This window comes from Dactylosporangium sp. CA-092794 (assembly GCF_050948465.1).
GTDB lineage: Bacteria > Actinomycetota > Actinomycetes > Mycobacteriales > Micromonosporaceae > Dactylosporangium.
Genome location: NZ_CP192044.1, coordinates 4,983,421 through 5,003,287 on the forward strand (window position 1 = coordinate 4,983,421; position 19,867 = coordinate 5,003,287).

At 71.8% G+C, this 19,867-nt stretch carries 18 protein-coding genes; 12 read left to right on the plus strand and 6 right to left on the minus strand.

Going from position 1 to position 19,867, the window contains the following annotated elements; translation table 11 throughout:
• Positions 1–7 precede the first annotated feature (7 nt).
• From ACQPXD_RS21510 to ACQPXD_RS21520, 3 genes are read right to left on the minus strand one after another with little or no spacing between them, the layout of a single operon-like run.
• A complete protein-coding gene (locus tag ACQPXD_RS21510) occupies positions 8–1,342 on the minus strand; it encodes an ABC transporter substrate-binding protein (RefSeq protein WP_432841188.1) in 1,335 nt (444 codons plus the stop codon).
• A 30-nt stretch (positions 1,343–1,372) separates the two neighbouring features.
• Entirely contained in the window at positions 1,373–2,254 is an 882-nt protein-coding gene (locus tag ACQPXD_RS21515) for a carbohydrate ABC transporter permease (protein ID WP_432841190.1), read from the minus strand.
• A 14-nt stretch (positions 2,255–2,268) separates the two neighbouring features.
• Positions 2,269–3,222: a carbohydrate ABC transporter permease gene (locus ACQPXD_RS21520; protein ID WP_432841192.1), complete on the minus strand. Its 954-nt coding sequence runs from the start codon at positions 3,220–3,222 to the stop codon at positions 2,269–2,271.
• A gap of 136 nt (positions 3,223–3,358) precedes the next feature.
• Here ACQPXD_RS21520 and ACQPXD_RS21525 point away from each other — a divergent pair, with 136 nt between their 5' ends.
• The 3 genes from ACQPXD_RS21525 to ACQPXD_RS21535 all read left to right on the plus strand — a co-directional run bounded on the left by ACQPXD_RS21525 (position 3,359) and on the right by ACQPXD_RS21535 (position 9,252).
• A complete protein-coding gene (locus ACQPXD_RS21525) occupies positions 3,359–5,704 on the plus strand; it encodes a DUF4832 domain-containing protein (protein ID WP_432841194.1) in 2,346 nt (781 codons plus the stop codon).
• 11 nt (positions 5,705–5,715) lie between these two features.
• Entirely contained in the window at positions 5,716–7,992 is a 2,277-nt protein-coding gene (locus tag ACQPXD_RS21530) for a DUF4832 domain-containing protein (protein WP_432841196.1), read from the plus strand.
• Positions 7,993–8,073: 81 nt separating this feature from the next.
• Positions 8,074–9,252 carry an ROK family protein gene (locus tag ACQPXD_RS21535; protein WP_432841198.1) on the plus strand — a complete coding sequence of 393 codons (1,179 nt, stop codon included), beginning with the start codon at positions 8,074–8,076 and terminating at the stop codon, positions 9,250–9,252.
• Positions 9,253–9,744: 492 nt separating this feature from the next.
• Here ACQPXD_RS21535 and ACQPXD_RS21540 read toward each other — a convergent pair whose 3' ends face one another.
• A complete protein-coding gene (locus ACQPXD_RS21540; protein ID WP_432841200.1) occupies positions 9,745–10,638 on the minus strand; it encodes a LysR family transcriptional regulator in 894 nt (297 codons plus the stop codon).
• 70 nt (positions 10,639–10,708) lie between these two features.
• Between ACQPXD_RS21540 and ACQPXD_RS21545 the strand changes: the two genes are divergently transcribed.
• Positions 10,709–11,596: an NAD(P)H-binding protein gene (locus tag ACQPXD_RS21545; protein WP_432841202.1), complete on the plus strand. Its 888-nt coding sequence runs from the start codon at positions 10,709–10,711 to the stop codon at positions 11,594–11,596.
• A 24-nt stretch (positions 11,597–11,620) separates the two neighbouring features.
• Here the strand turns inward: ACQPXD_RS21545 and ACQPXD_RS21550 are convergent, their stop codons facing one another.
• Entirely contained in the window at positions 11,621–12,964 is a 1,344-nt protein-coding gene (locus tag ACQPXD_RS21550) for a helix-turn-helix domain-containing protein (RefSeq protein ID WP_432841204.1), read from the minus strand.
• Positions 12,965–13,346: 382 nt separating this feature from the next.
• On the opposite strand from ACQPXD_RS21550, the gene ACQPXD_RS21555 reads away from it, so the two are divergent.
• From ACQPXD_RS21555 to ACQPXD_RS21580, 6 genes are all read left to right on the plus strand, one after another.
• Positions 13,347–13,457: a hypothetical protein gene (locus ACQPXD_RS21555; protein ID WP_432843916.1), complete on the plus strand. Its 111-nt coding sequence runs from the start codon at positions 13,347–13,349 to the stop codon at positions 13,455–13,457.
• A gap of 101 nt (positions 13,458–13,558) precedes the next feature.
• Positions 13,559–14,974, plus strand: coding sequence for a StsB family radical SAM/SPASM domain sactipeptide maturase (gene stsB, locus ACQPXD_RS21560; RefSeq protein ID WP_432841206.1), 1,416 nt, complete (start codon positions 13,559–13,561; stop codon positions 14,972–14,974).
• Positions 14,975–14,985: 11 nt separating this feature from the next.
• Positions 14,986–15,285, plus strand: coding sequence for a PqqD family protein (locus ACQPXD_RS21565; RefSeq protein ID WP_432841208.1), 300 nt, complete (start codon positions 14,986–14,988; stop codon positions 15,283–15,285).
• Entirely contained in the window at positions 15,275–16,030 is a 756-nt protein-coding gene (locus ACQPXD_RS21570; protein WP_432841210.1) for a S24/S26 family peptidase, read from the plus strand. Before ACQPXD_RS21565 ends, ACQPXD_RS21570 begins: the two co-directional genes overlap by 11 nt.
• Positions 16,027–16,986: an ATP-binding cassette domain-containing protein gene (locus ACQPXD_RS21575; RefSeq protein WP_432841212.1), complete on the plus strand. Its 960-nt coding sequence runs from the start codon at positions 16,027–16,029 to the stop codon at positions 16,984–16,986. Before ACQPXD_RS21570 ends, ACQPXD_RS21575 begins: the two co-directional genes overlap by 4 nt.
• Positions 16,983–17,798 carry an ABC transporter permease gene (locus ACQPXD_RS21580; protein WP_432841214.1) on the plus strand — a complete coding sequence of 272 codons (816 nt, stop codon included), beginning with the start codon at positions 16,983–16,985 and terminating at the stop codon, positions 17,796–17,798. The genes ACQPXD_RS21575 and ACQPXD_RS21580 overlap by 4 nt, the downstream gene beginning before the upstream one ends.
• A gap of 103 nt (positions 17,799–17,901) precedes the next feature.
• Here the strand turns inward: ACQPXD_RS21580 and ACQPXD_RS21585 are convergent, their stop codons facing one another.
• Positions 17,902–18,864: a GNAT family N-acetyltransferase gene (locus ACQPXD_RS21585; RefSeq protein WP_432843918.1), complete on the minus strand. Its 963-nt coding sequence runs from the start codon at positions 18,862–18,864 to the stop codon at positions 17,902–17,904.
• Between the two features lie 100 nt (positions 18,865–18,964).
• Between ACQPXD_RS21585 and ACQPXD_RS21590 the strand changes: the two genes are divergently transcribed.
• Both ACQPXD_RS21590 and ACQPXD_RS21595 read left to right on the plus strand, forming a co-directional pair.
• Positions 18,965–19,528, plus strand: coding sequence for a hypothetical protein (locus tag ACQPXD_RS21590; protein ID WP_432841216.1), 564 nt, complete (start codon positions 18,965–18,967; stop codon positions 19,526–19,528).
• A 61-nt stretch (positions 19,529–19,589) separates the two neighbouring features.
• The gene (locus tag ACQPXD_RS21595) at positions 19,590–19,796 is read left to right on the plus strand and encodes a hypothetical protein (protein WP_432841218.1); all 207 of its coding nucleotides are present in this window, start codon (positions 19,590–19,592) and stop codon (positions 19,794–19,796) included.
• Positions 19,797–19,867: the final 71 nt, after the last annotated feature.

A 19,867-nucleotide genomic window follows, 5' to 3' on the forward strand; every position in this document is an offset into this window, starting at 1 on the left:
CGAGGACCTACTTGAACAGGCCGTTGACCTGGTCGTTGGCTTTCTTCAGGGTGTCGGCGGCGCCGGCCTGGCCCAGGGCGATGGACTGGATGGAGTCCTGCACGATCTGGGCGACCTCGTTGCCGTGGTCGCTGATCGGCAGGAAGAAGGTGCCGCCCGGCGCGGCCGCCTCGTCGGTGAAGACGTGCACGTCCCGGCCGGCCGCCTTGTGCGCGGCCAGGGCCTTCTCGGCGCCGGACTTGATGGCCGGGAAGACGACCGCGCGCTCGCCGACGATGTCCTGGCAGGCGGGCGAGCCGAGGAACTTCACCCAGGCCCACGCCTGATCCGGGTGCTTGGTGCCGGCGTAGATGGCGTCGGACAGGCCGTTGATGGCGGTCTTGCGCCCGGTCGGGCCGGTGGGCAGCGGGGCGAACGCGTACTGCTGCTTGGCGCCGGTGCCGAGGTAGGTGCTGATGGTCCAGGAGCCGACGATGGTGAACGCGGCCTGCCCGGCGTCCATCACCGCGTCGCGGCCGAGCGCGGACTGCTTGTCGAACTTCGGCGCGTAGCCCGCGTCGATGAGGTGCTTGAACCAGCCGATGGTCTGCGCGAGCTTGGGGTCGTCGTAGTTGTAGTGGCTGCCCCACGGGTTCTTGTCGAGGTAGGTGAAGCCGTTGGCGACGGCGAGGTCGCCCCAGCCGTTCTGGCCCTGCGAGCCGTCCGCCCACTCCGGCAGGAAGCCGTAGATCTTGACGTGCGCCTTGTCGAAGGCCGGGTCGAGGCCGTTGTGGCCCTGGGCGTCGACGGTGGCCTTGGCGATCGCCTGCTCGAACGTGCCGCCGTCGGCCGGGTTCCAGGTGAGCTTGTCCAGCCCGGTGGTGTCGGTGACGTACTTGGTGTTGTAGACCAGCGCCATGGTGTCCCAGTCCTTCGGCAGGCCGTAGCGCTTGCCGTCCTTGACGAACAGGTCGGCGAGGCCCGCCTGGTACTGGCTCAGGTCCACCTTGTCGCGGTCGACGAAGGGCTGGATGTCGAGGATCTGGCTGCTGGAGACGAACTGCGGGTAGTACGACGCGTGGTCGGTCCAGACGTCGGGCGCACCGCCGCTGGCCAGCTGGGTGGTGAGGTTCTGCCAGTACTGCGCCCACGCGGTCTGCGTGAACTTGACGGAGATGTTCGGGTTGGCCTTCGTGAACTCGTCGGCGCACGCCTGGTAGGCGGGCTGCTGCTTGTCGTCCCACAGCCAGTAGTTGAGCTCGACCTTGCCGCCGCTGTCGGCGGACTCGGCCGAGCAGGCGGCCAGCGGTAAGGCGATCGCCGCGGCGGTCAGCGCCGCCGCCGCCCGGATGCGAGTGGTCATCGGGATTTCCCTTTCAGGCGGGGAGGGGTGTCATTTGATGCCGGTGAAGTTCAGCGACTGCACCAGCCGCTTGCCCAGGAAGATCAGCAACAGCAGGACGGGCAGGACCGACAGGGTTGAGCCGGCCATCAGCCCGGTCCAGTCCGGAGAGGTGTTGGGGGACTGCTGGAGGAACACGCCGAGCGCCACGGTGAGCACCCGGGTCTGCTCCCCGCGGCCGACGAGCAGCGGCCACAAGAAGTCCTTCCACGCCCACACCGACGTGGTGAGCGCGATCGTGATGAGCGGGCCGCGGCTCATCGGCACGATGACCCGCCAGAAGACGCCCCAGCGGCCGGCACCGTCGATGATGGCCGCCTCCTCGACCTCGCGTGGCACGGAGAGGAAGAACTGGCGGAGGAAGAACACCGCGAACGGGGTCATCAGCAGGGCGGGCGCGACCATGCCGGCGAACGTGTCGATGATGCCTAGCCGCCGCACGAGCGTGAAGTTGGGCAGCAGCGTGAAGATCGGCGGCACCATCAGCGCCGCGACGACGGCGCCGAAGACCAGGTCACGGCCGGGGAAGCGGAGACGGGCGAAGGCGTACCCGGCCATGGCGCAGCAGAACGTCTGCACGATCGCGATGAGTCCCGAGTAGATGATCGAGTTGAGGGTGTACCGCAGAAAATTGATCCTCGCCCCCGACCCGCCGGCCGCCCGCGCGGTCTCGTCGTCGACCAGGCCGAGGACCCGCCAGAAATTGATCATCGTGGGGTGGGCGGGCACGATGCCGGTGCTGTCGGTGTAGATGTCGGCGGCCGGGGTGATGGCCGTGCGGACCATCCAGTAGAACGGCAGTACCGTCAAAACCAGAAACGCGATGAGCGCGGTCCAGGCCAGCAGGCGGCCGGGCCTCAGGCGGCGGGTCATGGTGTGAGCCCTTCTCAGGTCAGATCGGAACGCGAGGCGCGCAGCAGCCGCATCTGCACGGCGGTCAGCAGCCCGAGGATCGCGACGAGCACCATCGCGGCCGCCGCGGCGTAACCCATGTGGAAGTACGTGAAGGCCTGCTGGTAGATGTAGAAGTAGATGACCCGGGTGGCGCCGACCGGCCCGCCCTTGGTCGTGACCGCGACGGTGTCGAAGATCTGGAACGAGCCGATCAGCGACACGACGAGCACCAGGGCGAGGATCGGGCGCAGCAGCGGCAGCGTGATCCGGCGGAACATCCGCAGCTCGCCGGCGCCGTCGAGGGCGGCGCTCTCGTAGAGGTGCGGCGGGATCTGCAGCATGCCGGCGTACAGCAGCAGGGCGGTGTACCCGGTGTACGCCCACGTGTTGATGAGCGCGACGGACGGCATCGCCCAGGTCGGCGAGGTGAGGTAGCCGCGGTTGTCCAGGCCCAGGGCACCGGTGAGGTGGTTGACGAAGCCGAGATTCGCGTCCAGCAGCCACATCCACAGCAGGCCCACGGTCACGTTGGGCACCAGCCACGGCAGCAGCAGCGTGGCCCGCACGACGACCGAGCGGGTGAGCCGGTGCATCAGCGCGGCCAGGCCGAGCGCGAGCAGCGTCTGCGAGCCGATGTTGATGACGACGTACTCGGCGGTGACCTTCAGCGAGTTCCAGAACTGCGCGTCGCTCACCAGCTCGGCGTAGTTGTCGGCGCCGACGAAGGACGGGGTGTTGAGCAGGCTGTAGTCGGTGACGGAGTACCAGACGCCCTGGACGGTCGGGTAGAGGTAGAACACCGCGAAGCCGGCGAGCACGGGCAGCAGGAACAGCCAGGCGATCCGCCGGTCGTCGCGACCGCGGCGGGGCGGGCCGGCGGCGGCCGGGACGGCGGGCGCGGCCGGCGCCGGTGGGGCGGTCGTCGCCACGGAGTTGCGCGTCGTCACGATCCGACCTCGTTTCGTTGATCGAAAATCTTCGAATTTTGTGTCTTGCGGCGGGAGGTGGGCGGCCGCTAATAATGATGAAGCTCAGGGAAACTTTGTCAACACCTCCTCGAATCACACCCCCGGAGGCCCCTCCATGCCTGCTGCCCTGCGGCGGCGCGCCCTCGCGTCGGCCGTCGCCCTCTGCACGGTCGCCGCCAGCGCCGTGCTCGCCCTGGCGCCGCACGTCGCCGCCGCGTTCGCGCCCGTGCCCGCCGGCCCGCCCGCCCGCCCGGCCCCGCCGGCCGCGCCGAGCCCGTCCCTGACCGACCATCCGCTCACCGCCGCCCCGAGCCCGCTGGACAACCCGCTCAAGGGCTTCGCCCGGTTCTACTTCCCGGGCGAGGACCAGAGTCTGGGCTACCCGCGGTCACTGGCCTGGAGCTACTTCGGCCTGTCCGAGGTGATGACCAGCGCCACCGACTGCTCGGCCTACAACTGGTCCATTGTGGACAACGCGCTCAACGAGATCGCGTCGTACGGCAACCAGGCCGCCATCCGCTTCTACATGGAGTACCCCGGAGGCACCGGCAGCCACCCCGGCAACGCCATCCCGCACTGCTTCGACGGTCACGTCACCTACCGCAACAACACCTACTGGGGCACCGTGTCACCCGACTACGACAGCCCCTACCTGCTCAACGCGGTGACGAACTTCATCGCGGCCCTCGGCGCCCGCTACGACGGCGACCCGCGGATCGGCTTCATCAACCTCGGCCTCGTCGGGCTGTGGGGCGAGTGGCACACGTGGCCGTTCGACACCGACACCGCCGACGGCTACCCGAACCTGATGCCCACCGACGCGCACGCGGCGCAGATCGTCCAGGCGTTCGACACCGCGTTCAACACCACCAAGCTGGAGATCCGCTACCCGGACTCGGCCGGCGGCGCCGCGAACGCCCGCGACATCGGCTACCACGACGACTCCTTCTGCTACAAGGAGGGCTCGCCGCTGGCCGGCGTCACGCTGCCCCAGTCGCTCGGCGGGGCGAACTACGCCCAGCTGCAGCGCGCGCTGAACCAGGGCGTGGAGAACAAGTGGGTCACCGACTCGATGGGCGGCGAGGTACGCCCGGAGATCCAGAGCTCCGCGTTCACCTCGTGGCCCGGCGGCTCCGGCCAGGTCGACACCATGAAGGCCTGCATCGAGCTCGAGCACACCACGTGGAAGATCAACCAGACCAGCCAGAGCTACTCCGCGTCGGATCCCAACGTGGCCGCCGCCGTGCGGCTCATGGGCTACGACCTCACCGCCACACACGCGTACTTCCAGAACTCCGTGTCCGGCACCAGCGCGACCGTCGGCGTCACCGTCGCCAACAACGGCGTCGCCCCGTTCTACTACCCGTGGACGATGACGCTCGGGCTGAAGAACTCCGCCGGCACCGTGGTCAAGACCTGGGACACCCCCTGGGACCTGCGCACCGTCCAGCCGCTGAAGATCCGGGCCTTCCCGGACTGGGGCGTCGGCGCGGACCCCACCTACCGCGACTTCGGCTACCCGCAGTACTTCCAGTCCGACGTCAGCCTCTCCGGCGTGGCGTCCGGCTCCTACCAGCTCGTGCTGCGGGTCAAGAACCCGTTGGAGGCGGTGAGCCCGGCGGCGAAGCGGCTGCGCTTCGGCAACGCCACCCAGAACGCCGACGGCTGGCTGGGCCTGGGCTCGATCGGCGTCGGGACCACGGGCGGCGGGGGCGACACGACACCGCCGTCGGCCCCGACCGGGCTGGCCTCGCCGGCCCAGACGTCCTCCAGCATCTCGCTGTCCTGGAACGTGGCCACGGACAACGTCGGGGTCACCGGATATCGGGTGTTCCGCAACGGTACCCAGGTCGGCACGCCGACCGGCACGTCCTTCACGGACACCGGCCTGACCGCGGGCTCCTACACCTACACCGTCAAGGCCGTCGACGCCGCCGGCAACCTCTCGCCGGCCTCGGCGTCGCTCACCGTCGCGACCGCCGCGACGCCACCGCCGCCGGTCGGCCTGGTGCTCGACAACTTCGACGGGACGCCGGCCTATCCGTCGGCGGCGCAGAACGACCTCGGCCACTGGACCGGCGGCAACTGCTTCCTCAACGGCGGCGGCAATGGCGTGGTCTCCGGCGGGGCGCTCGCGTTGCAGTACAACAACTGCGGCTGGTTCGGCAGCGACGTGCTCACCGACCTGTCCGGCTACACGTACCTGGTCGTGCGGATCAAGGGCGCGAGCGGCGGCGAGCAGACCCATTTCAACCTCAGCCTGGGCGGTGTCACCAAGGTCTTCGGGGACTACACCCTCGACGGCGGCGGGCATCCGGCGCTGACCACCGCCTACCAGGACATCAAGATCCCGATGGCGGCCAACGGCATGAACCGCGCCGGCCCGGGGCAGCTCGCGATGGGCTTCTGGTACGGCGGCAACAGCACCATCACCATCGACAGCTTCTCCTTCAGCAACTGAGCAGGGTAGCGATGAGCATTTCGGTTCGGAGGATCGCCGCCGCGGCGGCGGTCCTCGCCCTCGCCCTGGCCGGCGCGCCCGGCGCCGCGCACGCCGACCCGCCCACCATTTCGGTCACCTACGCCGGCGACTTCGGTACGGTCTTCACCAACCCGGAGCGCGGCTTCCACAACCGCTACGAGATCGTCAACGACCCGAGCGTCAACGACTACGCCAGCAACACCATCCCCGGGTTCAACCCCGACCAGCTCGACCGCACCTTCGCCCGCGCGAAGGCCGACGGCGACACGCTGATCCACAGCTATGTCCACCTCGACAAGTACCAGACGAGCGACCTCCCGCAGGCCCTGCTGGACAACCTCGGGACCGGCCTGGCCGCGGTCCGGGCGCAGGGCATGAAGATCGTGCTGCGGTTCGCCTACGTCTGGGACGGCTACTCCGCGGTGACCGAGCCGCAGATGGAGCGGCACATCGACCAGCTGGCGCCGGTGCTGGCCGCCAACGCCGACGTCATCATGCACCTCGAGGCCGGATTCTTCGGCGCCTGGGGCGAATGGCACGAGAGCCCCTACACCGCCTCCTCCGACGAGAGCCAGGCCCCCGTGCGGTACCGCCTGGTGAAGAAGCTGCTGAGCAGCACGCCGGCGTCGATCCCGGTCGCCATCCGCTACCCGATCTTCAACTACGAGTTCGCCCAGCGCACGACGCCCCCGCCCGGCTGCACCCTGCCGGACAACTGCCTGCTGACCACCCAGGACTTCGACCGGCTCGGCTTCCACGACGACTGTTTCCTGGCCGACTCGGCCGACATGGGTACCTACGACCAGAACTCCTGGCTCGGCTGGTTCGACGTGTCGGTGAAGAAGCAGTGGGTGTACGACATGGCGACCTCCTCCGGCGGCAACAAGATCGTCGGCGGGGAGACCTGCAACTCCAGCGGCGCCAACGACACCGCCGGGGTCAACGCCCAGTACGAGCTCTCGCACCAGCACTGGACCGAGATCAACGAGGACTACGCGCCGGTCAACATCGACATCTGGAAGCAGGCCGGCCTCGCCGCGTCCGGCACCGACCCGGCGGAGACGCTGTTCACCCGGATCAAGCGCAAGCTCGGCTACCGCCTGCGCCTGGTCGACGCCACCTACACCGCGCAGGCCACCGCCGGCGCCCCCTTCACCTTCGCCGCCCACCTGGCCAACGACGGCTACGCGGGCATCATCAAGCCCCGCCCGGTGTACCTCGTCTTCGACGACGGCACGCACCGCTACAACGTGCCGCTCGCCGGAATTGACGCTCGCACCTGGCGGCCGGGCGCCGTCACGGTCCCGGCCCAGACGGTCACCCTGCCGGCGATGGCCGCCGGCACCTACCGGCTCGCGCTGTGGCTGCCCGACCAGGCCGAGGGACTGCGCGCCAACCCGGCCTACTCGGTCCGGCTCGCCAACACCGGGACCTGGGACGCCGCCAAGGGCTACAACGTGCTGACCGGCGCCATCAGCGTCGGCACGTGTACCGCGAACTGCGAGCCGCCCGGCGGCGGCACCGACACGACACCGCCGTCGGCGCCGACCGGCCTCGCCTCGCCGGGCCAGACCTCGTCCAGCATCTCGCTGTCCTGGAACGCGGCCACGGACAACGTCGGGGTCACCGGATATCGGGTGTTCCGCAACGGTACCCAGGTCGGCACGCCCACCGGCACGTCCTTCACGGACACGGGGCTGACCGCGGGCTCCTACACCTACACGGTCAAGGCCGCCGACGCCGCCGGCAACCTGTCACCGGCCTCGGCGCCGCTCACCGCCACGATCGCGGCACCACCACCGCCGCCGGTCGGCCTGGTCCTCGACAACTTCGACGGCACACCCGCCTATCCATCGGCGGCGCAGAACGACCTCGGCAAATGGACCGGCGGGAACTGCTTCCTCAACGGTGGCGGCAGCGGTGTCGTGTCCGGCGGGGCCCTGGCGTTGCAGTACAACAACTGCGGCTGGTTCGGCAGCGACGTGGCCACCGACCTGTCCGCGTACACCTATCTGGTAGTGCGGATCAAGGGCGCGAGCGGCGGCGAGCAGACCCACTTCAACCTCAGCCTGGGCGGTGTCACCAAGGTCTTCGGGGACTACACCCTCGACGGCGGCGGGCATCCGGCGCTGACCACGGCCTACCAGGACATCAAGATCCCGATGGCGGCCAACGGGATCAGCCGCACCAGCCCGGCCCAGCTCGCGATGGGCTTCTGGTACGGCGGCAACGGCACCATCACCATCGACAGCATCGCCTTCCAGTAGCGCGCTTGCGTTCGCGGAACTAGTTTGTAAACTCCATAGCAATATTGGCTGGCTTTCGGCGGACGGGGCAAGGGGCTGACTGTGGCGGATCAGGTCATCGCCGGCACCGATCTGTCCCGGCTGCGGGAGCTCAACTCGTTGACGGTCGTCCGGGCGTTGCGCGATCAACCCCTGGCGACCGTCACCGAGCTGGCCAAGCTGACCGGGCTGTCGCGCCCGGCGGTCGACGTCATCGCCCAGGGGCTCGTCACGGGCGGCTGGGCGACCGTCGTCGAGCCGGGCGCGAGCAGCACGGTGGGGCGCCCGGCCCGCCGCTACCGGTTCCGCGCCACGGCCGGCCACGTCATCGGCGTCGACGTCGGCGCCCACAAGATACTGGCGCTGCTGGCCGACCTCGACGGCAACGTCGTGCACACGGTGCGCAGCGCGGTGGCCGCCGACGCCGACCCCGGCGAGCGGCTCGCCGCGCTGGATGAGACCCTCGCCGCCTGCCTGCGCGAGGCGGGCAAGACCGCCGAGGACATCTGGGCCGTCACCGTCGGCGTCACCGGCCCGGTCGACGCCACCGGCCGGACCACCCTGTTCACCCCGCTGCCCGGCTGGCGCACGGTCGACCTGCCGGCCCACCTCAGCGGCCGGTTCACCTGCCCGATCATCGTCGAGAACGACTGCAAGCTCGCCGCCCTCGCCGAGCAGTGGCGCGGCGCCGCCCGCGATGCGAACGACATCGTCTTCCTGCTCGCCGGCATGCGCACCGGCGCCGGGCTGATCATCGACGGCATTCTCCGCCGGGGGTACGGCGGCGCCGCGGGCGAGATCGGCGCGCTGAAGGCCGTCCGCTGGCTCGCCGCGCCGTCCCATCTGGAGCACTGCCCCGGCGTGCCGGCCACGGTCAGCCCCGATGACGCCGCCGCCTGGGTGTTCAACGCCGCCCGCGACGGCAACCGCGACGCCCGGACGGCCGTCAACCGCTACGTGAAGGACCTCGCCGTCGGCACCGCCGCGCTCGTGCTGGCCCTCGACCCGCAGATCGTGGTCTTCGGCGGCGGCTTCTCCCGCTCCGCCGACCTGGTCCTCGACCCGCTGCGCCGCGAGCTGCGCAAGCTGTGCCTGCGCGTGCCGGACGTGCGCGCCTCGACCCTCGGCGCCGAGATCGTCGCGCTGGGCGCGCTCCGGCTCGCCCTCATCGAGGTCGACCAGCGACTGCTCACCGCCGGCCTCAGCGCCCCGGTCGCACCCCGCCGCGCCGAGCCGGCCTGACCCGCAGCGCACCCGGGTCGCGCGCCGCCGGGGCCGACACCTCGGCCTCCGCCGCCCCGGACCGCCGAGTGCCGCCGATTGTCTCCGCGATCATGCTCAACCGGCCGGGTGCACCAAGGGTTTTTCATGATCACGGATGCTGGATGTACGCCTGGGTACCAAATGTCTCCAGGATCGTGAAAAACCCGGGGTTTCGGTTGGCCGCCCGCATGATCGCGGAGGGTTCTGGTCGTCGGGTTCTATGTCTCCGCGGTGTCCAGCCGGGTCATCTCGATGACCTGGGTCAGCGCGGTGTGCAGCGCCAGCAGTTCGTCCATCGGCATGCCGAGCGCCGCCACGACCGCGGGCGGGACCTGCTCGGCCCGTGCCCGCAGCGTCCGGCCCGCGTCGGTCAGCGTGACCTCGAGGACGCGCTCGCTGGATGGACGGATTCGGCAAGATCCGCCGCCGCACCGACCGCAGCGGGCACGTCATCGACTTTGTGGCGGCCGGTCAGCGCGTCGCGCCGACCGACTCCAGGGCGTCGGCCGCGACCGAGCCGGCCGCGCGGGCGAAGGCGGCGACGGCGGGCGAGCGGGAGTCCTGCGGCCACGCGACGGCGAGGGTCCACGGGGCCAGGCCGGCCACCTCCCGGTAGGCGATCCCGGGCCGGGTGTGGCGGGTGGCCAGCGAGCAGGGCGCGAACCACACGATGCTGCCGACCTCGATCAGGCTGAAGATCTGCGGCAGGTCGAACCGGGGCCGGTCCGGATCCGGGCGGTACTGCGTGTCGGGCCGCCCGCCCGACTCGGCCGGCGACCCGTCGGGCAGCACGCGGCCGGCCAGGTCGGCCAGGGTGAGGCCGGTGCGGGCGGCCAGCGGGTCGTTCGCGGCCAGGGCGACCAGCCGGGGCTCGGTCAGCAGCGGCTCGACGTCCAGGCCGCGCTCGTCGACCGGCAGCACCAGCAGCGCGATGTCGGCGCGGCCCTCGCGCAGCGCCGGGGCCTGCTCGCCGCGGCCGCCGAGCAGCAGCTCCACCGGGATCGAGGCCGGGTCCAGCTGGAAGGCGGTGAGCATGCGGGGCAGCAGGCCGGCGTCGTAGTCGGCCTTGAGCGCGACGCGCAGCGTCGGCACGGCCTGGCCGGTGTGGCGGGCCCGGCGCTCGGCGGACGCGACCGCGTCGAGCGCGGTCCGGGCGTCGCGCAGCAGGGACTCGCCGGCCGGGGTGAGGCAGACGTGCCGGGTGGTGCGGTGCAGCAACTCGACGCCGAGGTGGTGCTCCAGCTCGCGGATCGCCCGCGACAGCGGCGGCTGGGCCATGCCGAGCCGCTCGGCCGCCCGCCCGAAGTGCAGTTCCTCGGCGACGGCGACGAAGTAGCGCAGCTGCCGTACCTCGAGGTCACTCATATCGCCACGGTATCAATCGGGACCGGATCGGTCCTTCAGCGCGGCCCGCGGCGCCGGTTCACTGGAGCGCATGACGATAGTGATCACCGCTCCCACCGGGCAGATCGGCGGCCAGGTCGTGCAGGGCCTGCTCGATCGCGGTGAACCGGTCCGGGTCATCGCGCGCGACCCCGGCCGGCTGAGCGCCGCAGTCCGCGAGCGGGTCGAGGTGGTGGAGGGCTCGCACGGCGACCCGGCCGTCGTCGACCGGGCGTTCGCGGGCGCCGGCGCCGTGTTCTGGCTGGTGCCGGCCGACCCGCGGGCCGCCTCCGTCGAGGCCGCCTACGTCGGCTTCAGTCGCCCGGCGTGCGCGGCCTTCGCCCGGCACGGCGTCGGCCGGGTGGTCGGCGTCTCGGCGCTCGGCCGCGGCACGCCGATGGCCGGGCGGGCCGGCTACGTGACCGCGTCGCTGGCCGTCGACGACCTGATCGCCGCCACCGGCGTGCCCTACCGGGCGCTGACCATGCCCTCGTTCATGGACAACCTGGTGCGCCAGACCGCCGGCCTCAAGAGCGACGGCGTGTTCACCGGCGTGCTCCCGGGCGACCACAAGGCGCCGGCCTGCGCGACCCGCGACATCGCCGCCGCGGCCGTGCGGCTGCTGGCCGACGGCGGCTGGACCGGCGCGGGCAGCCTCGCCGTGCTCGGGCCCGAGGACCTGTCCTTCAACGACATGGCCGCGATCATGACCGAGGTCCTCGGCCGGCCCGTGCGCTACCAGCAGGTGTCCGGTGAGGCGTTCAAGGCCCGGATGATGGGCTTCGGTACCTCGGAGGCGATGGCCCAGGGCTGGCTCGACATGGCGCTGGCCAAGGCCGACGGCCTCGACAACGCCGAGCCGCGCACCCCCGAGTCGAGCAGCCCCACCAGCTTCCGCCAGTGGTGCGCCGACGTCCTGCGCCCGGCCGTCAACGGCTGAGGACCGCCCGGCGCCCGCGGCGGCCTACAGGACGACCTTGAGGTCCCCCGACGGGCCGGCCGTCGGCGGCGGTCCGAGGTTGGCCAGGGCGGCCGCTTGCCGGAACGCCTGGACGGCGCCGTTGGCGTCGCCCGCGTCCATCAGGGTGTTCGCCAGTTCGACCCAGGTGCGCGCCGCCTGGCGGGATGCCTTGAGCTGGCCGAGGGTCTGTGCCGCCTGCGCGAAGATCTCCGTGGAGCGTTCGTGCTGGCCCTCGGCCGCCAGCGCGGCGGCGAGGGCCGTCCCGGCCCGGGCCCGCTCCAGCACGGCCTCGTCCCCCAGTTCCCGCAGGGACCGTTCGGCGGCGTCGGCGGCGGCCGCGCTGTCGCCGATCATCAGGTAGGCGCGGGACAGCTCGGTGAGGACGTAGCCGCGGTCGTAGCCCCGGCCGCACTCGACCAGGATGGCGAGCGCCTCCTCCAGGGTGGCCTTGGCGTCGACCGGCCGGGGCGGCTCCTGGTGCAGCAGGAGGTGGCCGTACTGGTTCAGCAGCCGGGCCGTGGAGCGCTGGTCGCTCGCCTGCCGGAAGTGCACGAGTGCCTCCTCGGCCAGCTCCAGCGCCTCACGGTAGCGGCCGCGCTCGCTGGCCAGATTGCTCGAGTTCCACAGCACCGAGGCGCGGGCGATGGGTGAGCCCATGCGCTCGGCCCGTTCCATTCCCTCGCGGAGCAGTCGCTCCGACTGACCGATGTCGCCGAGCTCGAAGTGCGCGGCGGCGACGGTGGCCAGCAGTTGGATGGCGGCGTCGGACTGCCACGCCTCCAGGCGGTCCAGCTCGCGCATGACGCCGGTGCCGATCTCGATGACCCGGTTGAGCTCGCCGATCTCGTAGAGGCATCGGCACCAGCTGATCACGACGTTGAGGGACGCGAGGTAGGCCGGGGTGTGCATCGCCTCGCGCACCAGGCTCTCGTACATCGCGGCGGCCTCCGCGAGCCGGCCCTGTGCCTCCAGCGCCCGGGCCCGGCCGATGGCGATGTCCGAGCGGGCCAGGGGATCCAGGTCCGGCGCGGCCAGGGCCGACGCGAAGTGCTCCTCGGCGAGACCGGCGTCGTCCGCCTCCAGGGCGATCTGTCCGAGGCGCACGTTGAGCGCCGTCGGCATCTCGGCCGGATGGTCTTTCTCGCCGGTCAGCTCCGCCACCGAGCACCCCAGCGTGCGGGCCAGCGCGCTGATGGTGTCCGGCGTGGGCGTCCGGCGGCCGGATTCCAGCAGCGATACGTAACTGACGGAGACGGAGTCGCTGGCGACGTCGCGCTGGGTCAGGCCGCGCGCCAGGCGAATGCGCTTCAACCGGTGGGCAAAGTCCGGTTGACTCGGTTGACTCATCGGACTCCTTGGCGTCTACTCAGTCAGTCATGTCGATGTTTGCTCTGAAAGGTATGGTACATGAGGTCTTTCCTGCTCTGGGTCATTGTGCTCGCCGCGACCGTCCTGCTCGCGGCCGGTGTCCGGGCGGTGCCGGCGATCAGTGCCGACGATGAGCCTCCCTTCGGGCCGGTCAGTTGCTGTTGGTGACACACGGGCGCCGTGGTGCCCCGGAGAGTGGCAGACGTCGATTGACAAGATTGACTCAAGTAGTCAAAATGAGTCGACAACATCGGTTGCGTCGGGGCCGGACCCAAGCGTCCCCCGCACGCCGACGGTGAGCACGTCGACGAGTCGAGTGGAGGTGAAACAGATGACGCATCATCGGTGGCACAAGCCCCGCATGGTTCGCACCGAGTTCGCAGCGCGCATGGACTGTGCGTGCGCATGCTCGGCGTTCGCGGGCGCCGGTGGCGGCGGGGGCACCTACACCCCGCCCACCTGCGGCTGCTGAACGGCTGTCCGCGACGAAGTGATCCCAAGCAAGCGCATGGGGAGTGGCCGATGGATAGCGGGCCGGGCACTCCCCATGATCCAACATGGATGGGGGAGACCGTGAAGCTGATCCAAGCGTGGCCCGACCTCGTCGCGCCGGCGGACCTCGTGCAGTTCCGGTGCCGGGACCGGTACCTGGTCGCCAATCCCGGGCTCGCCGCGTGGACGACGTTCGACGAGGACGGGATGGCGGTGCTGCGGGCGTTGGCGCGTGGCGAGGCGCCGCCGCCGCTGCCGGCCGCCGCGGTCGAGCGGACGCTGGCCGACCTCGTCCTGCACTGGCTGGTCTACCTGCCGGGACGCGTCCCCCAGGTGCGACCGCCCGACCCGGTGCTCAACGTCGTCTACTACGCGATCACCGACGGCTGCAATCTGCGCTGCCCGTACTGCTACGCGTCGTCCACCCGCCGGTTGCCCGGCGAGCTCACGACCGCGGAGTCGATCGACCTCGTTGATCAGGTCGCCGCCCTCGGCGCGAAGACGATGGTCTTCACCGGCGGCGAGGCGATGCTGCGCAAGGACCTCTTCGACGTCGCCGCCCACGCCCGCGGCCGCGGCCTGCGGGTCAACCTGATCACCAACGGCACCCGCATCCTCGACGAGGCCGTCGCGCGCCGGGTCGCCGACACCTTCGACGAGGTGACGGTCAGTCTCGACGGAGGCACCGCCGAGACACACGAGCCGACCCGGGGCAAGGGTACGTTCGCGCTGACGGCACGAGCCCTCGCGCTGCTCAACGACGTCGGCGTGGTCCCCTCGATCAACCACGTCGTCACGTCGGACAACGTCCCTGTGGTGGACCGGCTCGCCGAGTTCGTCTCGGGCCTGAAGGTGCGCCGCGTCCGGATGATGATGCACTCCGAGATCGGTCGCGGCACCCACGACAACCTGGGGTTCACCTTCGACGACTACCTGGCGCTGCAGCGCTTCACCTGGACGCACCCGCTGGCCGAGAACCTCCTGACCGACGGCCCGAAGGCGGCCGCCAAGCCGTGCGCGATCCGCGGCAACTGCGGGCTGGGCGGCAACGAGATCTACGTCAACTCGCTGGGCGACGTGTATCCGTGCAAGCTCATCACCGACCAGCCTCACCGGGCCGGCAACGTGCGCGAGCAGCGCCTGGCCGAGGTCTTCGCCTCGCCCGTGCTGGCCGATCTGCGCGGCAGCAGCGTCTTCCACGGCACGAACTTCAGCGACTGCGAGCGCTGCTACATCCGCGGGGCCTGCGGCGGCGGCTGCCGGGCCTTCCACGCCGCGCGGTCCGGCGACCTCAAGCGCAACAGCCGCGCGCTCTGCCGGGTGCTGCGCCAGTCGATGGTCAGCAGCATGTGGCAGGCGAGCGGCTACACCGGCGCCGACCTGCGCGACCACCAGGACGACATGATGACCCCCCGGCTGGTGCGCGACGGCGAGATTCATCCGGTCTACGAGGACTGGCGCACCGAGCCGTCCCGCCTGCTTCCGCTGCTGGCCTGAAGGAGCCGACGATGACGTTGTCCGTGAGCCAAGACGTTGTCTGGACGGATGCCGATGACGAGGTACGCCTCTACGACTCCGGCAGCGGCGAGTTCCAGACGCTGAACTCGAGCGCGGCGCAGATCTGGCGGCTCGTGGCCCAGGGCCGGCCGGCCGACGCCATCGTCGGCGAGCTTGCGGCCGCCTTCGCCCACGACGACGAGTACGAGGCCGAGCTCATCGCGAAGGACGTCCTCGAGTTCATCGAGACGCTCCGGGCGGCCGGCCTGCTCCACGACACGGGCGATGACCCGGCAGCCGATGTCGGATAACCCGTACGCGCAGCTCGTCCGCTCGGCGCTGGACCGCACCGGGCGCGCGGTCGTCAAGGCCGCCGGGACGAGCATGTCGCCGACCATCGCACCCGGCTCGGCGGTGACGCTGGCCGCCCGGCCGTTCGACGCGATCCGTCCCGGCGATGTCATCGCGTTCTGCCTCGGGCCCGACATCTTCGTCCATCGCGTCGCCGAGCGCGACCGCGACCGGCTGCTGACCATCGGCGACAACATGCCGCTGTTCGACCCGCCCGTCGGCGCCGACGGCTACCTGGGATGCGCCGAGGGCATCGGGGCGCCGCCGCCGGGCCGCAACGCCCCGCCCGGGGCCGCCGCCGACCTGACCGGCACCACCATCTGGACGCCGCGGCCGCCTGCCGATCGGTCGCTCGCGGCCCGGCTGGCCGCCCTGGGCGCCACCCTGCGCACCGCGGACTGGCCCGCGCTGCCCGCGCTGCTCGAACGCGCCCCGCAGGGTGCCCGGGTCGGCCTGTCCAGCGCCGGTGCCGGCGTCGCGCGAAGCATCCCGGCGCTGCTCGGCGGGGCCGGTCACCTGCTGGTGGGCTACCGCTTCGGCGGGCCCCGGCACGCGGCGACCGGGTGCCTGCCGCCCGACCTCGTCGACCACCATGTTCGAGCCGACACACCCCTGCGGGAGGTCTCGTTGGACCACGCCCTCGGCGTCATCGCCGCGACCTTTGCCGGCTACGGCGTCCGCGCCGGCGAGGGGAGCGCGTCATGACCGCCGCCGTCGAAGCCCAGGACGTCGTCAAGCGCTACCACAACGCGACCCGCAACGCCGTCGACGGCATCAGCTTCACCATCGACCCGGGCCAGGTGGTGGGCGTCCTCGGCCCCAACGGTGCCGGCAAGTCCACGCTCATCAAGCTGATCTGCGGCGCCATGCCGCCCACGGACGGTGCGGTGACCATCTTCGGCGGCAACCCGGCCGACAGCCGGGTGCGCCGCCAGCTCGGCGCCGTCCATCAGGTCACGTCGTTCGACATGATGCTGAAGGTGTCGGACAACCTGCGGATCGCGGCCGCCTTCCGGGGTCTGCGGTGGCGCACCGTCCGGGCCCACGCCGAGCAGCTGCTCGAGGCGTTCGACCTCGTCGGCACCGTCGACCAGCTGGTGTTCACCCTGTCCGGCGGCCAGCTGCGGCGGCTGCAGGTCGTCCGGGCGCTGCTGCGGGTGCCGCGCCTGTTGCTGCTCGACGAGCCGACCGCCGGCATGGACGTCGCGGGGCGCCGGCTGGTGTGGCGGCTGCTGGACGAGATCACCGCCGAGCACGGCACCACCGTGCTCTGGACGAGCCACAACATCGACGAGCTCGAGCGGAACTGCGAGAGCGTGCTGGTGATCCATCGCGGCCGGCTGCTGCAGCACGCCAGCCCCCGCTCGCTCGTCGAGCAGTTCGGCCGGCGGTACCTCGCCGTCCGGCCCGGCAACGCCGAACACGCGAGCCGGATCATGGCGCTCGCCGACCGGGCGGGCCTGCACGGTGAGCAGGAAACGGGCGCCGTGCGACTCTCGGGCCCCGACGTCGAGGACCGGCTGCCGGCGCTCCTCGCGACGCTGCACGAGCACGGGATCGCGGTCGCCTCGGTCGAGGTGCGGCAGATGTCACTGGAGGACGTGTTCATGGCGCTGACCAACGCGGACGAGGACCACCGGACCGTGGGGAGCGCGGCATGAGCGGCCCGTCGCGCGCCGCCGCCATGCCGACCACCGAGTCGCCGTGGGAGCGTGGCGACCTGTCCGCCACGCTGTACCGGGAGATGATCCTGCTCACCCACAACCGCACTAACCTGCTGCTGGCCGTCACGCCGACCATCATCTACATCGTGCTGTTCGCGACGTCGCTGGCCCGGCTCGTGCCGCACGTGCGGTACCACGACGCCACCATCGCCTATCCCGACTTCGCCGTCCCCGGACTGATGTTCTCCTCCCTCCTGGCCGCCTCGGCTTCCGCCGCCACGGCACTGTTCCAGGAGCGGATGGGCAACATGACGGTCGAGCTCTGGAGCACTCCGCTGAGCCGGCCCCGGTACGTCGCCGCGAAGCTGCTGGCCGGGGCTGGCCTGGTGACCGTGCAGGCGGTCGGCGCGCTCGCCGCCGCGGCGCTGGTGTTCCAGACCAGCTGGGCGGTGGACCGGTGGCTCACGTTGCTCGCCGGCGCCGTCGCCGCGTCCTTCGCGTTCAACGGCCTCTACCTGCTGCTGGCCATTTACATTCGCGAGTTTCAGCGGTTCATGGTGCTGGTCAACATCGTCACCCCGGTCCTGCTCTTCGGCAGCCCGGCGTTCTACCCGGCGGCCCAGATGGCGCCGCCGCTGCGCTTTCTCGCGCACTTCAATCCGGTCACCTACGGCGTCGCGTCGCTGCGCGACGGCCTGGTCTTCGGCTTCGGCACGGCGCTGCCGTCCATCTTGCTGATGGCCGGGGTGGCGGTCGTCACGGGGCTGATCGTGGGCCGGGCGCTGCGGCGGGGCGCGCAGGACGTGTGACCCGCCGCGCCGGGTCCTGAATGCGACAGCCGGGAACGCTCCGGCCCGGCCTTCGCCACCCTCACCGTCTACTCCGAGCGGGGCACCGTCGGGCTGGACCGGCTCACCGCGCTGCCGCGGGAGCAGCTGCGGGCGTGACCGGGCGGCGGTAGGCGACGACGCGCCGGTCGACGACGAAGCCGGCCCGCGCGTAGACGCCGGCCGCGCCGGTGGGGTTGGCGGCGTCGGTGTCCAGCCCGGCCCGGACGTAGCCGGCCCGGCCGGCCGCGGCCAGCGCCTCGGCGAGCAGCGCGCTCGCCACACCCCGCCGGCGCCAGGGTCCGGCGGTGCCGACCTGGCCGATGTACACCCGGTCCGGCTCGCCGCTGTCGTAGGCCAGCAGGTAGCCGGCGATCGTGTCGCCGGCGAGCGCCAGCCGGGACAGCTCGGGCCGGAAGGTCCCGGACCGCACGGTCAGCGCCGCCCACGACCCGAAGTCGCGCTCCTGATACCCCCAGAGGCCGCGGAAGGCCGCCGTGTGCGCGGAGTACACCCGCCGCTCTTGATCTTGTTGGTACGGCGCGAGCCGTATGCCGCCGGCGGGCGTGACGACCGGCGCCGGTGTCGTCGGCGCCGTCATCTCCAGGAAGTAGCGGGCGACGGCGAAGCCGAAGCGCTCGTAGAGCCGGGTCGCGGCCGCGTCGGCGGCGCCGGTGACGACCTGGGCCTGCCACCGCGCCTCGGGCGCGATCTCGGCGTGCCGGGCCGCGGCCCGGCCGAGCTGCCAGGCCAGCAGCTCCCGCCCGAGCCCGGCCCCGCGCCGGTCGGGGCGCACCCCGCCGATCAGCTCGAGCCGGTCGCCGCCCGCGGGCGGCAGCGGCACCAGCGCGGCGCCCACCAGCGCCCCGCCGGCGTCGGTGAGCAGCCGGGTGTCGGCCGCCGGGTCGCGGATCTCGTGCTCCACCACGCCCTCGACGTCGGCCGCGGCGAACCCGCCGGGGCCGCCGCCGGCCTCGGCGATCGCGTTGATCAGTCCGGCGATCGCCGCGGCGTCGCCCGGGCGGTAGGCGCGCGCGTGGACATCCATCACCCGTTCACGGTATGCGCCGCCGCAACCGGTTTGCGGTGCCGGTGGGCTTGGCGGCGTCGGGTACAGTCGGGCGGCCGGAGTGGGGCGGAGGTTTGGCATGAGCACGCCGCAAGAGGTCGGGGCCGTGCCGTCGGAGAGCGCACCGCCGCCCGGCCCGTCGATCGCCGGGCTCGGCAGCCGGGTCGTGACGCTCGTCGGGGCCCTCGCCGCCCTGTTCGCGCTCGCCCTGCCGTGGGCCCGGGAGGACAACACCATCACCGTCGGCACCGACCTCGGCGACACCGCCACGCTGCTGCAGCGCGGCGGAGACCAGTGGACCGGGTGGGCGCTGCACGGGGCGAGCCGGCTCGACGGGCACCGGCCGGTCACCGTGGCGATGGCCATGCTGCTGATCACCGCGACGGTGGTCCTGGCCGGGGCGGCCTGGACCGCCTTCGAGCGGCCGCGGACCCCATGGCTGGCGCCCGGCGTCGCCGGCGTCGCCGTGCTGACCCTCGTGGCGAGCATTCCGGGGCTCGACGGGGTCGCCGGACGCTTCGGCGCCGGATACGTCACGACCGTCGAGTTCGGCGTCGTCGTGTGGCGCACCGCGCTGATCGTGGCGGCCGTCGGGGCGGCCCGCCTGGCGCTGCTGCAGCGCATCGGCCGGCCGCCGGAGTAGCACCGCCCGGCTGCCTCGATCGCTGTCGACCACCGCGCCAACCACGGTGCGGCCGCCGGCGGTGATCCCGGACGCGACCGCCGGCCCGCGCGAGCGCGTCCTCGAGGTCACGCTGACCGACGCGGGCCGGGCGCTGCGGGCACGGGCCGAGCGGATCCCGCCCGCGGTCGTGGCGGCGCTCGGCATGCCGATGGACGAACTGCTGGCGCTGCACACCGCGCTGACCCGGGTCATCGAGATGACCCGGCTGGACACCGCGGAGGCCTAGAACCCGACGGCCGGAACTCTCCGCGATCATGCGGGCGGCCACGCCGAACCCCGGGTTTTTCACGATCCTGG

Coding starts and splice junctions, on each gene's coding strand:
- ACQPXD_RS21510 (WP_432841188.1), bottom strand. CDS start 1,342: ATGACCACTCGCATCCGGGCGGCGGCGGCGCTGACCGCCGCGGCGATC.
- ACQPXD_RS21515 (WP_432841190.1), bottom strand. CDS start 2,254: ATGACCCGCCGCCTGAGGCCCGGCCGCCTGCTGGCCTGGACCGCGCTC.
- ACQPXD_RS21525 (WP_432841194.1), top strand. CDS start 3,359: ATGCCTGCTGCCCTGCGGCGGCGCGCCCTCGCGTCGGCCGTCGCCCTC.
- ACQPXD_RS21530 (WP_432841196.1), top strand. CDS start 5,716: ATGAGCATTTCGGTTCGGAGGATCGCCGCCGCGGCGGCGGTCCTCGCC.
- ACQPXD_RS21540 (WP_432841200.1), bottom strand. CDS start 10,638: ATGAGTGACCTCGAGGTACGGCAGCTGCGCTACTTCGTCGCCGTCGCC.
- ACQPXD_RS21545 (WP_432841202.1), top strand. CDS start 10,709: ATGACGATAGTGATCACCGCTCCCACCGGGCAGATCGGCGGCCAGGTC.
- ACQPXD_RS21550 (WP_432841204.1), bottom strand. CDS start 12,964: ATGAGTCAACCGAGTCAACCGGACTTTGCCCACCGGTTGAAGCGCATT.
- ACQPXD_RS21555 (WP_432843916.1), top strand. CDS start 13,347: ATGGTTCGCACCGAGTTCGCAGCGCGCATGGACTGTGCGTGCGCATGC.
- ACQPXD_RS21565 (WP_432841208.1), top strand. CDS start 14,986: ATGACGTTGTCCGTGAGCCAAGACGTTGTCTGGACGGATGCCGATGAC.
- ACQPXD_RS21570 (WP_432841210.1), top strand. CDS start 15,275: ATGTCGGATAACCCGTACGCGCAGCTCGTCCGCTCGGCGCTGGACCGC.
- ACQPXD_RS21575 (WP_432841212.1), top strand. CDS start 16,027: ATGACCGCCGCCGTCGAAGCCCAGGACGTCGTCAAGCGCTACCACAAC.
- ACQPXD_RS21580 (WP_432841214.1), top strand. CDS start 16,983: ATGAGCGGCCCGTCGCGCGCCGCCGCCATGCCGACCACCGAGTCGCCG.
- ACQPXD_RS21585 (WP_432843918.1), bottom strand. CDS start 18,864: ATGGATGTCCACGCGCGCGCCTACCGCCCGGGCGACGCCGCGGCGATC.
- ACQPXD_RS21590 (WP_432841216.1), top strand. CDS start 18,965: ATGAGCACGCCGCAAGAGGTCGGGGCCGTGCCGTCGGAGAGCGCACCG.